The following is a 13,370-nucleotide window of genomic DNA, read 5'->3' on the forward strand; positions in this document are numbered from 1 at the left end:
GGAAGGGACGGTGGACCTGAGCCAGGCCATCCAGGACTACCTCAAGGGGCTGTACAAGCTGCAGCCGCACTACCCCCAGGGGGTCCCCACCACTGCCCTGGCCCAACGGATGGCGGTGACACCCGCCTCCGCCACCAACATGGTGAAGCGGCTGGCGCGCCTGGGGCTGGTCGTGCACACGCCCTACCAGGCCGTGACCCTCACCCCGCGCGGCGAGAGGGTGGCCCTCGAGGTCATCCGCCACCACCGCCTGCTCGAGCTCTTCCTGCGGGAGCACCTGGGCCTGGCCATCGACCAGGTGCACGACGAGGCCGAGGCCCTGGAGCACGTCCTCTCCGAGGCGGTGGAGGAGCGCATCGCCGCCCTGCTGGGCGAGCCCGACGCCGACCCGCACGGCGATCCCATCCCCTCCCGGGAAGGATACCTGGCCCACCCGACCTACCCCCGCCTGGGGGAGCTGGCGGCGGGCCAGGGCGGGGAGGTGGCGCGCGTCAGCGACGAGGACCCCCGGCACCTGCGGGCGCTGGCGGCGCGCGGCCTCGTCCCGGGCACGCCGGTGCGCGTGGTGGGGCGCGATCGTGCTGGCGGCGTGCGCGTGGAGCTGGGCGGGCGGCGCCGCCGCATCCCCGCGGCGCTGGCCGAGCGCGTCTTCGTGCTCCCCGCCGCCCCCTGACGCGTCAGGCGGCCCCCGACCGCGCCCCCACGGGCGAGGCGTCCCGAATCGGGGAATAACATCACACGACATGCCTTGGACCTCGGCGGCGGGCCGTGCTATACTGCGCGGCAAAGCTCGAGTGAACTCGCCGTGTCCTCGGATCGTTCTAGCCGTTGAGGCGTTCATGAGACTCGCTGACGCACCCTGGAGGACACTCGAGCGGGCGAGACGGGCGCTCGCGCTTCCCTCGTGCGGCCCAGCAGACGTCCGGCTGGGCCGCTGCGCTTTCCGGGGCGTGGCGCCGGGGCGGCGGGGGACGCGGCGGGGGCAGGCAGGACGGTCGTGACCATGCAGACGGTGGGAGAGTACCTGGAGGCGGCGCGGGGGGATCCCCGCCTGCGGCGGACCACGCACCACTACATTGCCGACATGATCGACTACTTCGGGCCGGAGCGGGTCTTCGAGGGCGTCTTCGGCATGGAGGCCCAGCTCCAGGACATCGTCGCCTACTTCAAGGCCTACTCGATGTCCATGGAGCGCCGCCTCCTCCTCCTGGTGGGGCCGCAGGGCTCGGGGAAGACCATGACGGTGGACCGGCTGAAGCGGCGGCTGGAGGAGTACTCGCGGACCGACGCCGGCCTCCTCATGGCCGTGGACGGCTGCCCCTTCCACCAGCACCCCTTCGACCTGGTCCCCCCCGACGTCCTGGAGGCGGCGGGGATCTACTGGCACGAGGAGGCGGTCCCCTGCCCCATCTGCGACCGCCTGATCGCCCGCTACGGGTGGCGGGGGGTGCCGGTGCGGCGCATCACCATCTCGGCGCGGGACAAGGTGGGCCTGGCCAAGCACACGCCCACCGACCTGCGGCGCGAGGACATCACCAACTTCGTCGGCAACATCAACTTCGCCCTGCTGCGGGAGAAGGGCTCCACCTACGACCCGGACGCTTACGACTTCGAGGGGAAGATCATCTGGGCCAACCGGGGCATCCTGGACTGGACCGAGGTCTTCAAGAGCCGCCGCCAGCTCCTCAGTCTGCTGCTGGAGCTCATCCAGTCCAAGCGCATCGACCTGGCCAACTTCCCCACGGTGCACGTCGACGAGGTGGTCATCGGCCACACCAACTACCCCGAGTACCAGGTCTTCCTCTCGGAAGACATCATGGAGCCCCTGCGCGGCCGGATCTACAAGGTGGACTTCCCCTACAACACCGACCTGGCCGGGGAGAAGCGCATCTACGCCGCACTGGTGGAGCGGGCCAACCGGGTGCGCGGCGAGGCCAAGCACGTCAGCGAGGACGTCCTGGAGCTGGCCGCCCGTTACGCCCTGAAGACCCGCGAGGAGTCCCAGGGGATGCGCGGGCTGTCGCCCCGCTTCTTCGAGGACGCCTTCTCCTACGCCTACACCCTCTGCGGCTCGTGCCTCGACCTGGACACGCTGGCCACGGCCATCGAGCGCACCTTCCCCCACCAGTCCATGAAGGACATGAACCTCAAGGAGCTCCTGCGCCAGTTCGAGGAGACCAAGGTCGAGTTCGTGAACAGCAAGGTGGACATGATCGTCGAGGGGATCGTCCCCAACCACTTCTACGACTACGCCCAGAACCTCTACCTGAACTACCTGGACGCCGCCGCCAAGAACGTGCAGGGCGAGGCGCTCACCGAGGGGGAGAAGGAGCTCATCGACGAGGTGGAGGGCATCATGGTGCAGAAGCGGCAGATCAGCCGCCAGGGGCGCCCCGCCTTCGAGAACGTCCTGCTGGAGCGCCGCGAGGAGCTGCGCCGCATGTCCTACCGGGAGAACGAGCACCTGCGCCCGGTGATCAACGAGATCGTCTTCAACAAGATCAAGAACCTCCTGCGCCTGTACGAGAAGAGCGAGGAGCTGGACCGCAAGAGCCAGGAGCTGCTGGACGTCCTCTACCGCACGGCCATCGAGGAGCACGGCTACTGCACCGTCTGCGCCCGCTCCCTCTTCAAGGTGCTGGGGCGGAGCTTCTGACCGCCGTGCTGCGCCTCCACCGCGGGCGGATCGCCCAGCACCGGCACGACGAGCTCCTGCGGGCCTACCTGAAGCAGAACCTCAACGAGCTCATCCAGCAGAAGGAGCTCATCGTCGACGGCCGGGTGAAGACCCAGATCACCACCCTGGACCTGCCCACCCTGAAGTACGCCGAGGAGACGAGTGTGCTGGCCCGCGGCGGCCGGGGCGGCGCGGGCCGGGGGGCGGGGGGCGGGGCGGGCCGGGGGAGCGGGGACGAGGAGGTGCAGGTCCTCAGCGGCCTGCTCGGCGGCGACCACCACGGGCGGGAGCTGCGGGTGGAGCTGGACTTCGACGAGTTCGTGCGCCTGGCCCAGGAGGTCCTGCTGGACCAGGTGGCCCTCCCGGCCTTCCACGAGCCCCTGCGCGCCGGCGAGGTGGAGGTGGACGAGCCCCCGGAGCTGGACGACCTGGACCGCATCGGCCTGCGCCCCGACCTCAACCTGGAGGAGACCATGGTGGCCTCGCTCCTGCGCAACGTGCGGGAGCGGCGCACCCTCGACTACGACGTCGACCTGCGGCTGGACGGGTGGTACTTCGTGGAAGACCCCACCGTCTTCCAGCACCACCGCTCCCTGGAGGTCTACGTGCTGGATATCTCCGGGTCGATGCGCGGAGAGTACCTCTCGCTGGTGCGCAAGACGATCTTCATCCTCTGGTACTACCTGGACCGCCGCTACCCCACCAACCTGCGGCGCTACGTGGTCTTCCAGGACGTGGCCGAGGAGAAGACGCGGGACGAGTTCTTCTGCGTGGAGTCCAGCGGCGGCACCCACATCTCCTCGGGGTTCGAGAAGGCCATGGAGCTGCTGGAGGGCGTGACGGAGCACGACAAGTTCCTCTTCCTGTTCACCGACGGCGAGACGTCCTCGGGGGACTTCGACCTGGCCAAGCGGCGCTACGAGGAGGCGCTGGGGCGCTTCGACCTGGTCTGCTACGGGCACGTCAACCCCGGGGGGCGGGGCGTGGGCGGCTTCTCCGAGTACGTCCAGGAGGCGGCGCGCCGCCACCCCAACGCCACCTTCGCCAACCTGGTGGACCTGGAGACCATCCGTCAGGCCCTGGGGGACTTCCTGAGCTTCTTCCAGGAGGAGCAGAGGACGGGCCGGCTATGGACGCCTACCAGGCGATCATCGCGCGCATCGAGACGCTAGCCCGCGCCCGCGGGCTCTCCTTCGACCCGGTCTACTTCCGCATGACGGACAGCGACGAGCTGGCCGAGGTGGCCAGCATGGGGCTGCCCAACCGCTTCATCCACTGGTACTGGGGCGGGGCCTACAAGGAGCTGGTCACCCAGCAGGGCAAGGAGGTCTTCAGCATCCTGGAGCTGGTGCTGAACACGCGCCCCAGCCACGCCTTCCTCCGCCAGTCCAACACCTACCTGCAGAACGTCCTGGTCATCGCCCACGTCTTCGGGCACCTGGACTTCTTCAAGAACAACCACTGGTACCGCAAGTCCAACAAGAACATGCTCAACGAGGCGGAGCTGCACGCCCGCCTCATCCGGCGCTGCGCCGAGCGCTACGGCCGGGAGCGGGTGGAGGGCCTGCTGGACGCCCTGCTGGCCGTGGCCACCACGGTGAACGCCTTCGAGCGCAACCCGGAGGCGCGGCGGCGGCGGCTGATCTACTACCTGGAGGAGCGGGCCCCGCTGGAGGAGTGGGAGCGGCACCTGCTGCAGTCGGTGCGCGAGGAGGCCGAGTACTTCGACCTGATCCAGCGCACCCACATCATCAACGAGGGGTGGGCCACCTTCGTGGAGGCGGAATTGCTGCGGGAGGTCCTCTCCGCCCGGGACTGGGCGACCATCTCCGTCCAGCTCAGCGCCCGCCCCGCCCCCTACACCATCGGCTACACCCTCTTCAAGGCCATCCGCGACGGGCGGGTCCCCCAGCGGGTGGGGCAGGGTTTCGCCGCCGCACTGCGCGTGCGCCGCGACTACGACGACATCCAGCTCATCCAGGACGCCCTCACCGAGGACCTCCTCCACCGGCTCGACCTCTTCGTCTACGACCCCAAGGAGAAGCAGAAGTCCTACAACCTGGAGCGGGTGCGGGACATGCTCATCGAGCAGAAGCTCTTCAAGGGGGAGCCCCATATCGAGGTGGAGCCGGGGACCCACCAGCGGGACCTGCTGCTGGTGCACCGGGACGAGGAGCGCAAGCTCGACCCCAAGCGCATCGCCCAGTTCCTGCGCGCGGTCCACTCGCTGTGGCGCAACCCGGTGAAGCTGCGGGCCAACGGCAAGATCTACACCTACGACCGCCGCGGCTTCTCGTCTACGTAGCCCGTCCCGGACTTGCAGGGCCACCAGTCTTGCGGGCCGCCAGGGCGGGCACGGGCAGGCCGAGGCCCGGCCGCCTCGGCGAGGAGGGGCGTCGCGGCGGCGCGAAGACCCTCCCCGTGGAGCTGGTGGGGAAGGTCGCCCTCGTCACCGGCGCCGCCCACGGGATCGGCCGCGCCGTGGCCCAGGTCCTGGCGCGGGAGGGGTGCGCCGTGGCCGTCCACTACCGGACCTCCGCCGCCGAGGCGGAGGCCCTGGCCGCGGCGCTGCGCGCCGGCGGGCGGCGCGCCCGGGCCATCCGCGCCGACGTCACCGTGGCGGCCGAGGTGGAGGCCCTGGTCGCCGAGGTGGAGGAGACGCTCGGCGGGCTGGACATCCTGGTGAACAACGCCGGGATCGTCCACCGGGTGGGCTGGGAGGCGCTGGACGAGGCGGCCTGGCGGCGCATGCTCGACGTCAACCTCACCGGCGCCTTCCTCTGCGCCCGCGCGGCGGTGCCGGCCATGCGCCGGCGGGGCGGCGGCGCCATCGTGAACGTCGCCTCCATGCGCGGCCTCATCGACGGGGGCGCCCCCCACTACGCCGTGGCCAAGGCCGGGCTGCTGATGCTCACCAAGACCCTGGCCGTGGCCCTGGCCCCGACCATCCGGGTGAACGCCGTCGCCCCCGGCTACACCGAGACGCGCCAGCAGCACCACCTCACCGTGGCGGAGCGGGAGCAGATCCTGGCCCGCATTCCGCTGGGGCGCTTCGCCGAGCCCGAGGAGATCGCGCGCGGGGTGCTCTTCCTGGTCTCGCCGCGGGCCGCCTACATCACCGGCCAGACCCTGGTGATGGACGGCGGGGTGAGCATGTGGTGAAGGTCAGTGCATGGTGCGGAAGTCCGAGGGCTTGACCTGCTCGAGGAACTTCCGCCACTCCTCCATTTCCTCGTCGAAGGGCTTCTTCAGCTGGATGGCCTGGGCGGCCACCTTCTCCTCGACGTAGATCGGGGCGTCCGTCCGCAGGGCCAGCGCGATGGCGTCGGAGGGGCGCGAGTCGATCACCAGCGTGGTGCCGTTGCTGGCCACGTGGATCTCGGCGTAGTAGGTGCTGTCCCGCACGTCCGTGACGACGACGCGGGTGACGGTGGCCGAGAGCTTGCCCAGGATGTTGCGCAGCAGGTCGTGGGTCATCGGGCGCGGCGGGCGGACGCCCTGCAGCTCCATGGCGATGGCGGTGGCCTCGGCCTGCCCGATCCAGATGGGCAGCGCCATCGTCTCGGGGTGGTCGACGAGGAGGACGACCGGGTTCATCTGCTGGTCGAGCGCGACCCCTCGGACCTTCATCTGCAGCACGGTCGACCCCCTCCTCTGCCCGGTGGCGTCCCTGGCGGTCCGCCACCCGCGACGACCGCCGGCGGTCGCCGCCGTCGTATTATAGCATGCGTCGCGTGACGACCTGGTGGCCGGTCCCCCCGGGACAGGAGGGGCGGCCCGGACCCCGAATGGGGCAGGAGAGCGGCGGCGGCCCCCGAGGCAGGGCCGGGGAGGGGACATGACGGGATACCTCATCGCGGGCGCGGTCGTCCTCGTCGCGCTCTACGGCGTCCTCACCTACAACCGGCTGGTGGTCCTGCGCAACCGCATCGACAACGCCTGGTCCCAGATCGACGTCCAGCTGCGGCGGCGCTACGACCTGATCCCCACCCTGGTGGAGACGGTGCGGGGGTACGCCGGCCACGAGCGGGAGGTCTTCGAGCGCGTCACCGAGGCGCGGGCCCGGGCCATTGCCGCGGGCACCGTGGCCGAGCAGGGGCAGGCGGAGAACCTCCTCACTCAGGCCCTGCGCACGCTCTTCGCCGTGGCCGAGAACTACCCGCAGCTGCGCGCCAGCGAGAACTTCCAGCGCCTCCAGGAGGAGCTGGCCAACACCGAGGGCAAGATCGCCTTCGCCCGGCAGTTCTACAACGACACCGTGCTGCGCTACGAGAACCTCCGCCAGTCCTTCCCGGCCGGGGTCCTGGCCGGGCTCTTCGGCTTCCGCCCCCGGGAGTACTTCGAGATGGAGGAGGCGGCGCGCGAGCCGGTCCCGGTGCGGTTCCCCTGACCGGCGGCCCGGTCCGCACCCTCGCCCGGCCCCGCTATCCTGGGGATGTGACCACGAGGGACGCGGGCGGGACGTGAGCACGAAGGACAGCGCGAGGGACTCGGACACCAGGCAGGCCGGCTCCCTCCGCCTGGCCGCCGGGATCCTGGCCGGCCGGGCCTCGGCCTCGCTCATCCGGGCGGCGCGCGCCGGCGGCGCCACCACCGTCCCGGGCCGCGTGGCCCGCTTCCTCATCCCCGACCTCCTCCCCCGCCTGGCCCGGCGGCTGCGCCACGGCGTCATCCTGGTCACCGGCACGAACGGGAAGACCACGACGGCGCGCCTGGTGAGCGCGCTGCTGGCCGCCGCCGGCCACCGGCCCATCCACAACCGCGCCGGGGCGAACTTGCCCGCGGGCATCGCCGCCGCCTTGGTGGGCGGGGCGGGGGTGGACGGGCGCCTGCAGGGCGACGTCGGGGTCTTCGAGGTCGACGAGGCGGCCCTCCCGGGCGTGGCGGAGGCGGTGCGCCCGCGCGCGGTGGTCCTGGGCAACCTCTTCCGCGACCAGCTCGACCGCTATGGCGAGGTGGACCTGGTGGCCGCGCGCTGGCGGCGGGCGCTGGACGCGCTGGGTGGGGCGACGACCGTCCTCTACAACGCCGACGACCCGCTGGTGGCGGACGTGGCCCGGGGCCGTACCCCCAGCCGCACCTTCGGCGTGGACGACCCGGACCTCCGCCCCGGCGCCGTCCTCGAGCACGCTGCCGACGCCCGCTACTGCTACCGCTGCGGCGTGCCCTACGTCTACCGCACGGTGACGCTCGGCCACCTGGGCGACTACCGCTGCCCGCGCTGCGGGGTGGCCCGCCCCGCCCTCGAGGCGGCCGCCCGGGCGGTGCGGCTGGCCGGGGTGGAGGGATCCAGCTTCACGCTGGCGTCCGGGGGGATGGCGCTCGCGCTGCGCACCATGCTGCCGGGGCTCTACAACGTCTACAACGTCACGGCCGCAGTCGCGACGGCCCTGTGGGCGGGTGTGCCGCCCGAGGTCGTCGCCCCCACGGTGGCCGCCTTCGCCCCGGCCTTCGGCCGGGGCGAGCGCCTCCACCTCGACGGGCACCCGGTCCACCTCCTCCTGGCCAAGAACCCGGCCGGGTTCAACGAGGTGCTGCGGACGGTCCTGGCCGATGCCCGCCCGCTCGTGGCGGTGATCGCCATCAACGACCTGGCGGCCGACGGCCAGGACATCTCCTGGCTGTGGGACGTCGATTTCGAGCTGCTGCGGGAGGCGGCCCGCCTGGTGGTGGCCACGGGCCGGCGGCGCGAGGACCTGGCGGTGCGCCTGAAGTACGCCGGGCTGGTGCCGGGGACGGTGGTGGTCGAGGCCGACGAGGGGCGGGCGCTGGTGCGCGGCCTGGCCGCCCTCGACCCCGGGCAGCCGCTCTACGTCATCCCCACCTACACCGCGCTGCTGCGCCTGCGCGGTCTGCTCACGCGGCGGGGGCTCGTGCGCGGGTTCTGGGAGGCCTAGCCTCGGTGGTCCTGCGCCTCTGCCACCTCTACCCCGACCTCCTCAACCTCTACGGCGACCGCGGCAACATCCTCACCCTGACCCACCGCGCCCGCGCCCGCGGGATAGCGGTGGAGGTCACCGAAGTCCCGGTGGGGCGTCCACTCGGTGACCCGAGGCACTACGACCTCTTCTTCCTGGGCGGCGGGGAGGACCGGCAGCAGGCGCTGGCGGCGGCGGACCTGGCGGGGGAGAAGGGCGAGGCGCTGCGCGCCGCGGCGGCCGACGACGCGGTGGTGCTGGCGGTGTGCGGCGGCTACCAGCTGCTCGGCCACTACTACCGTCCGGCGGAGGGTCCCGACCTGCCCGGCGTGGGCCTCCTCGACGTCACCACGCACCACCCCGGTCCGGGGGCGCGCCGCCTGATCGGCAACATCGTGGTCCGCTGGGCGGACGGCCCGCACCCCCGGGCCACGCTGGTGGGGTTCGAGAACCACGGCGGGCGCACCCGGCTGGGCCCGCAGGCGCGTCCGCTGGGGCGCGTGGTCGTCGGCTTCGGCAACAACGGCGAGGACCGCACCGAGGGCGCCGTGCAGGGGACGGTGGTGGGGACCTACCTGCACGGTCCCCTCCTGCCGAAGAACCCCGCCTTCGCCGACCACCTGCTGGCCCGGGCGCTGGCGCGGCGGTACGGCCCGGTGGCGCTGGCGCCGCTGGACGACGCCGTGGAGGAGGCCGCCCACCGGGCGGCGGTGCGCCTGGCCGGCGCGGCGCGCGCCTGGCGCTGAGGGCTGCGCCGCAGCGGGCATCCGCACGTCGCCGGACGCTGCCTCGCTGGACGCTGGGACGCGACGGAGGCTATAATCAACCGTCCTCCGACGGGACGGCCCCATCGTCTAGGGGACCAGGACGCGGCCCTCTCAAGGCCGAAACGGGGGTTCGAATCCCCCTGGGGCCACCACGCCGGGAGCGTACGCACCGACTCGCCGAAGGCCTCCCCCGTGCAGTTCGGCCGCCGCGCGTCGCCCGCTCCGGAGCGTCCGTCCAGGGGAGTGAGCCATGGCAGCGATGCCCGCCGCGTCGTCCACCCCGAGATCCGACGCCACGGCGATCCGCCGCGCCGCCTTCGTCGGCGTGGGCGTGATGGGCGAGGCGCTGATCCGCGGGCTGCTGGCGCAGCAGCGCCTCCGCCCCCAGGCCGTCGTCGCCTCCCACCCCCGGGAGGCCCGCCGCCAGGAGCTGCGTGAGCGCTACGGCATCACCGTGGAGGCACACAACCGGGCGGCCGTCGAAGGGGCCGACCTGGCGGTGCTCTGCGTGAAGCCGCAGGTGGCCCCGCGCGTCCTGCGCGAGCTGGCCGGCGCGCTGGCGCCGCACGCCTTCCTCCTCTCCATCGCCGCCGGCGTCCCCCTGGAGGTGCTGGCCGCGGCCAGCGGCCAGCGCGCCGTGGTCCGCGCCATGCCCAACACCCCCGCGCAGATCGGCGAGGGGATGACGGTGTGGACGGCCACGCCGGAAGTCACGCCCGAGCAGCGCGCGCAGGTGCGCACGCTGCTCGGCGCGCTGGGCCAGGAGCTGGAGGTAGCCGACGAGGACTACCTGGACATGGCCACCGCCGTGAGCGGGACCGGCCCCACCTACGTCTTCCTCCTCATGGAGGCGCTCGTGGACGCGGCCGTCCACCTGGGGTTCTCCCGCACCGACGCCCGCCGCCTGGTGGTGCAGACGCTGCGCGGCGCGGCGCTGTTCGCCGAGCAGTCCCACCTCCACCCCGCCGAGCTGCGCAACATGGTCACCTCCCCCGGGGGGACCAGCGCGGCCGCCCTCTACCAGCTGGAGAAGGGCGGGCTGCGCACCGTCATCTCCAAGGCGATCTGGGCCGCCTACCAGCGGTCGGCGGCGATGGGCCGGGCGGCGCGCGCGGCGCTCACCGGGGAATCCGCCGATCCGGCGTGACGGCGCGCATGCCCCTGCGGGCGCCGGCGGCTGCGGCGGGAGCGCGCTGGCGGGGCGCGCGCGGTGACGTATAATGCTGTGAGGAGTCAGATGGTGCGAGCGCCCGGGACCGCCCAGCGGACCGCCGCCGCCTTCGCCGCGGCCGTGGTCCTCCTCGTCGTCCTGGCCGTTGCCGCCACGGTGGCGGCGCGCACGCGCTGGTGGTTCCCGCCGCTGGCGTCCCTGCACGGCCGGGCGGTGGACACCCTCTTCGCCGTGACCTTCGGCATCATCGCGGTGGCCTTCGTCCTCGTCCACGCCCTGCTCGCGCTCTTCGTCTGGCGCTACCGGGAACACCCCGAGCGCCGCGCCGCCCACTGGCACGACCACCGCGCCCTGGAGCTGACCTACACCCTCGTGCCGGCCGTCGTGCTGGTGAGCCTGACCCTGGCGGCGGCGCGCCTGTGGGCGGGGATCCACAGCCCGCCGCCTGCTGGGGCGCTGGCGGTGGAGGTGCGGGCGGAGCAGTTCGGCTGGCTGGCCCGCTACCCCGGCCCGGACGGCGTCTTCGGGCGGGTGGACCCGGCGCAGTATGACCGCCGGCGCAACCCCATGGCGCTGGACCGGAGCGACCCGGCCGGCCGCGACGACATCGTCACCACCGAGCTCCACCTGGTGGTCGGCCGGCCGGCGGCGGTGCGGCTGCGCTCGAAGGACGTCATCCACTCGTTCTTCCTGGCGGAGCTGCGGGTGAAGCAGGACGCCGTCCCGGGGGTCACGGTGGTGAAGTGGTTCGTACCCACGCGGGTAGGGACGTTCGAGATCGCCTGCGCCGAGCTGTGCGGTGTGGGCCACTACGCCATGCGCGGCCGTCTGGTCGTGCAGTCGCAGGCCGCCTTCGACGCCTGGCTGGCGGCGCAGGGGCGCCGCTAGGGGGCGGCCAGCGGAGGGAGCGATGAGCCACGCCACCCACCCCGAGGTCCACGTCGAGCCCGAGCTGAGCTTCTGGCGCAAGTACATCTTCAGCCAGGACCACAAGGTCATCGGCATCCAGTACGCCCTCACCTCGCTGGTGATGGCCGTGATCGGCGGGATCCTGGCCATGGTGATCCGCCTGCAGCTGGGCTGGCCGGGCACGCGCTGGCCGCTGCTGGGCAGCCTCTTCCCGGGCGGGGCGCCGGGCGGGCTGGTCTCGCCGGCCTTCTACCTGGCCAGCGTGACCATGCACGGGACCATCATGATCTTCTTCGTCCTGACCACCCTGCTCACCGGCGGCTTCGGGAACTTCCTCATCCCGCTCATGATCGGCGCGCGGGACATGGCCTTCCCCTTCCTCAACATGCTCTCCTACTGGCTCTACCCGCCGGCGCTGCTCGTCCTGCTGGCCTCCTTCTTCGTGGAGGGCGGCGCGGCCGGGGGCGGGTGGACCGCCTACCCGCCGCTGTCGGCCCTGCCCCAGGCCGCCCCCGGCTCGGGGCTGGGGCAGACGTTGTGGCTCATCAGCCTGGCCATCCTCATCGTGGCCTTCCTCTTCGGCTCGCTGAACTACATCACCACGGTGCTGCAGCTGCGCACGCGGGGCATGTCCATGCTGCGGCTGCCCCTCACGGTGTGGGCGCTCTTCGTCACCGCGCTGCTCTCGCTGTTCGCCTTCCCCGTGCTGCTGGCCGCCTCCATCATGCTCCTCTTCGACCGCCTGGGGGGGACGAGCTTCTTCGTGCCCGCCGGCGTGCTCATCGGCTCCCAGGCCGTCGACCACCGCGGCGGCAACCCGCTGCTCTGGCAGCACCTCTTCTGGTTCCTGGGGCACCCGGAGGTCTACGTGCTCATCCTGCCCCCCATGGGGATGGTCTCCGACATCCTGGCCAACAACGCCCGCAAGCCCATCTTCGGTTACCGTTTCATGGTGGCCTCCATCGTGGCCATCGGCTTCCTCTCCTTCCTGGTCTGGGGGCACCACATGTACGTCAGCGGCATGCACCCGCTGCTCGGCACCGCCTTCATGACGACGACGCTGATCATCGCGGTGCCCTCGGCCATCAAGACCTTCAACTGGCTGGCCACCCTCTACCGTGGGCGCATCCGCTTCACCACACCCATGCTCTTCGCGCTGGGCTTCCTCTCGCTCTTCGTCACCGGGGGGCTCACCGGCATCGTTCTGGGCCAGCCGCCGGTGGACATCTATATGCACGACACCTTCTTCGTCGTCGCCCACTTCCACTTCGTCATGGGGCTGGCCGCCATCTTCGCCGCCTTCGCCGGGACCTACTACTGGTTCCCCAAGATGTTCGGGCGGATGATGGACGAGCGGCTGGGCAAGTGGCACTTCTGGCTCTCCTTCGTGGGCGCGTACGCCACCTTCTTCCCCATGCACTACCTGGGCTTCCGGGGGATGATGCGGCGGATCTATACCTACACGCTCTACGAGCGCCTGGCCGGGCTGCAGCCCATCAACGCCTTCATCTCGGTGGCGGCCTTCGTCCTCTTCGCCGCGCAGTTCATCTTCCTGTACAACTTCTTCGCCTCCGCCGTCCGCGGCCGGCGGGCCGAGGTCAACCCCTGGGGGGGCACCACGCTGGAGTGGCAGGCCCCCTCCCCGCCCCCGCACGGGAACTGGGGCCCGACGCTGCCCACCGTCTACCGCTGGGCCTACGACTACTCCCCGCCCGGGGCCAGGGAGGACTTCCTCCCTCAGACGGCCCCGCCGGTCGAGGCGGCCGTGCCCGGCGACGGGCAGCGGCGGGGGAGGGAGGGCCACTGACCTCCCCTCGCACGCTCGAGCGCGCCCCGCGGCCGGTCCCGGCCCCGCCGGGGGGCGGGGCTTGGCCGCCCTCGGGGGACGGCTTCCGGGGCGGTGGCGGTGGGGAGAGCGCCGTCCCCCG

At 72.1% G+C, this 13,370-nt stretch carries 12 protein-coding genes and 1 tRNA gene; 12 read left to right on the forward strand and 1 reads right to left on the reverse strand.

All coding sequences use genetic code 11. The features are described 5' to 3' along the window. The first annotated feature begins 10 nt into the window (after positions 1 to 10). From RB146_00485 to RB146_00505, 5 genes are all read left to right on the forward strand, one after another. Positions 11 to 673 carry a metal-dependent transcriptional regulator gene (locus RB146_00485; GenBank protein ID MDQ7827457.1) on the forward strand — a complete coding sequence of 221 codons (663 nt, stop codon included), beginning with the start codon at positions 11 to 13 and terminating at the stop codon, positions 671 to 673. Positions 674 to 1,003: 330 nt separating this feature from the next. Beyond that, positions 1,004 to 2,656, forward strand: a complete 1,653-nt coding sequence (locus RB146_00490) for a hypothetical protein (GenBank protein MDQ7827458.1) — start codon at positions 1,004 to 1,006, stop codon at positions 2,654 to 2,656. Between the two features lie 5 nt (positions 2,657 to 2,661). Further along, positions 2,662 to 3,849, forward strand: a complete 1,188-nt coding sequence (locus RB146_00495; GenBank protein ID MDQ7827459.1) for a DUF444 family protein — start codon at positions 2,662 to 2,664, stop codon at positions 3,847 to 3,849. Then, positions 3,807 to 4,982, forward strand: a complete 1,176-nt coding sequence (locus RB146_00500; GenBank protein MDQ7827460.1) for a SpoVR family protein — start codon at positions 3,807 to 3,809, stop codon at positions 4,980 to 4,982. The genes RB146_00495 and RB146_00500 overlap by 43 nt, the downstream gene beginning before the upstream one ends. Positions 4,983 to 5,098: 116 nt before the next feature. Further along, on the forward strand, positions 5,099 to 5,839 hold the full coding sequence (locus RB146_00505; GenBank protein ID MDQ7827461.1) for a glucose 1-dehydrogenase: 741 nt from the start codon (positions 5,099 to 5,101) through the stop codon (positions 5,837 to 5,839). A 3-nt stretch (positions 5,840 to 5,842) separates the two neighbouring features. Here RB146_00505 and RB146_00510 read toward each other — a convergent pair whose 3' ends face one another. Further along, on the reverse strand, positions 5,843 to 6,307 hold the full coding sequence (locus tag RB146_00510; GenBank protein MDQ7827462.1) for a bifunctional nuclease family protein: 465 nt from the start codon (positions 6,305 to 6,307) through the stop codon (positions 5,843 to 5,845). 208 nt (positions 6,308 to 6,515) lie between these two features. Here RB146_00510 and RB146_00515 point away from each other — a divergent pair, with 208 nt between their 5' ends. The 7 genes from RB146_00515 to RB146_00545 all read left to right on the forward strand — a co-directional run bounded on the left by RB146_00515 (position 6,516) and on the right by RB146_00545 (position 13,249). Beyond that, positions 6,516 to 7,067, forward strand: a complete 552-nt coding sequence (locus RB146_00515; GenBank protein ID MDQ7827463.1) for a LemA family protein — start codon at positions 6,516 to 6,518, stop codon at positions 7,065 to 7,067. A gap of 73 nt (positions 7,068 to 7,140) precedes the next feature. After that, positions 7,141 to 8,574: a MurT ligase domain-containing protein gene (locus RB146_00520; GenBank protein MDQ7827464.1), complete on the forward strand. Its 1,434-nt coding sequence runs from the start codon at positions 7,141 to 7,143 to the stop codon at positions 8,572 to 8,574. A 5-nt stretch (positions 8,575 to 8,579) separates the two neighbouring features. Further along, positions 8,580 to 9,341 (forward strand): glutamine amidotransferase, encoded by a 762-nt coding sequence (locus RB146_00525; protein MDQ7827465.1) that lies wholly within the window; start codon positions 8,580 to 8,582, stop codon positions 9,339 to 9,341. A 97-nt stretch (positions 9,342 to 9,438) separates the two neighbouring features. Continuing rightward, positions 9,439 to 9,514 (forward strand) — tRNA-Glu (locus RB146_00530). Positions 9,515 to 9,612: 98 nt separating this feature from the next. Next, entirely contained in the window at positions 9,613 to 10,509 is an 897-nt protein-coding gene (proC, locus tag RB146_00535) for a pyrroline-5-carboxylate reductase (GenBank protein ID MDQ7827466.1), read from the forward strand. 90 nt (positions 10,510 to 10,599) lie between these two features. Continuing rightward, the gene (locus tag RB146_00540; protein ID MDQ7827467.1) at positions 10,600 to 11,421 is read left to right on the forward strand and encodes a cytochrome c oxidase subunit II; all 822 of its coding nucleotides are present in this window, start codon (positions 10,600 to 10,602) and stop codon (positions 11,419 to 11,421) included. A gap of 22 nt (positions 11,422 to 11,443) precedes the next feature. Continuing rightward, on the forward strand, positions 11,444 to 13,249 hold the full coding sequence (locus tag RB146_00545) for a cbb3-type cytochrome c oxidase subunit I (protein ID MDQ7827468.1): 1,806 nt from the start codon (positions 11,444 to 11,446) through the stop codon (positions 13,247 to 13,249). Positions 13,250 to 13,370 lie beyond the last annotated feature (121 nt).

The sequence above is a fragment of the Armatimonadota bacterium genome (assembly GCA_031081585.1).
Lineage (GTDB): Bacteria > Sysuimicrobiota > Sysuimicrobiia > Sysuimicrobiales > Humicultoraceae > Geohabitans > Geohabitans tengchongensis.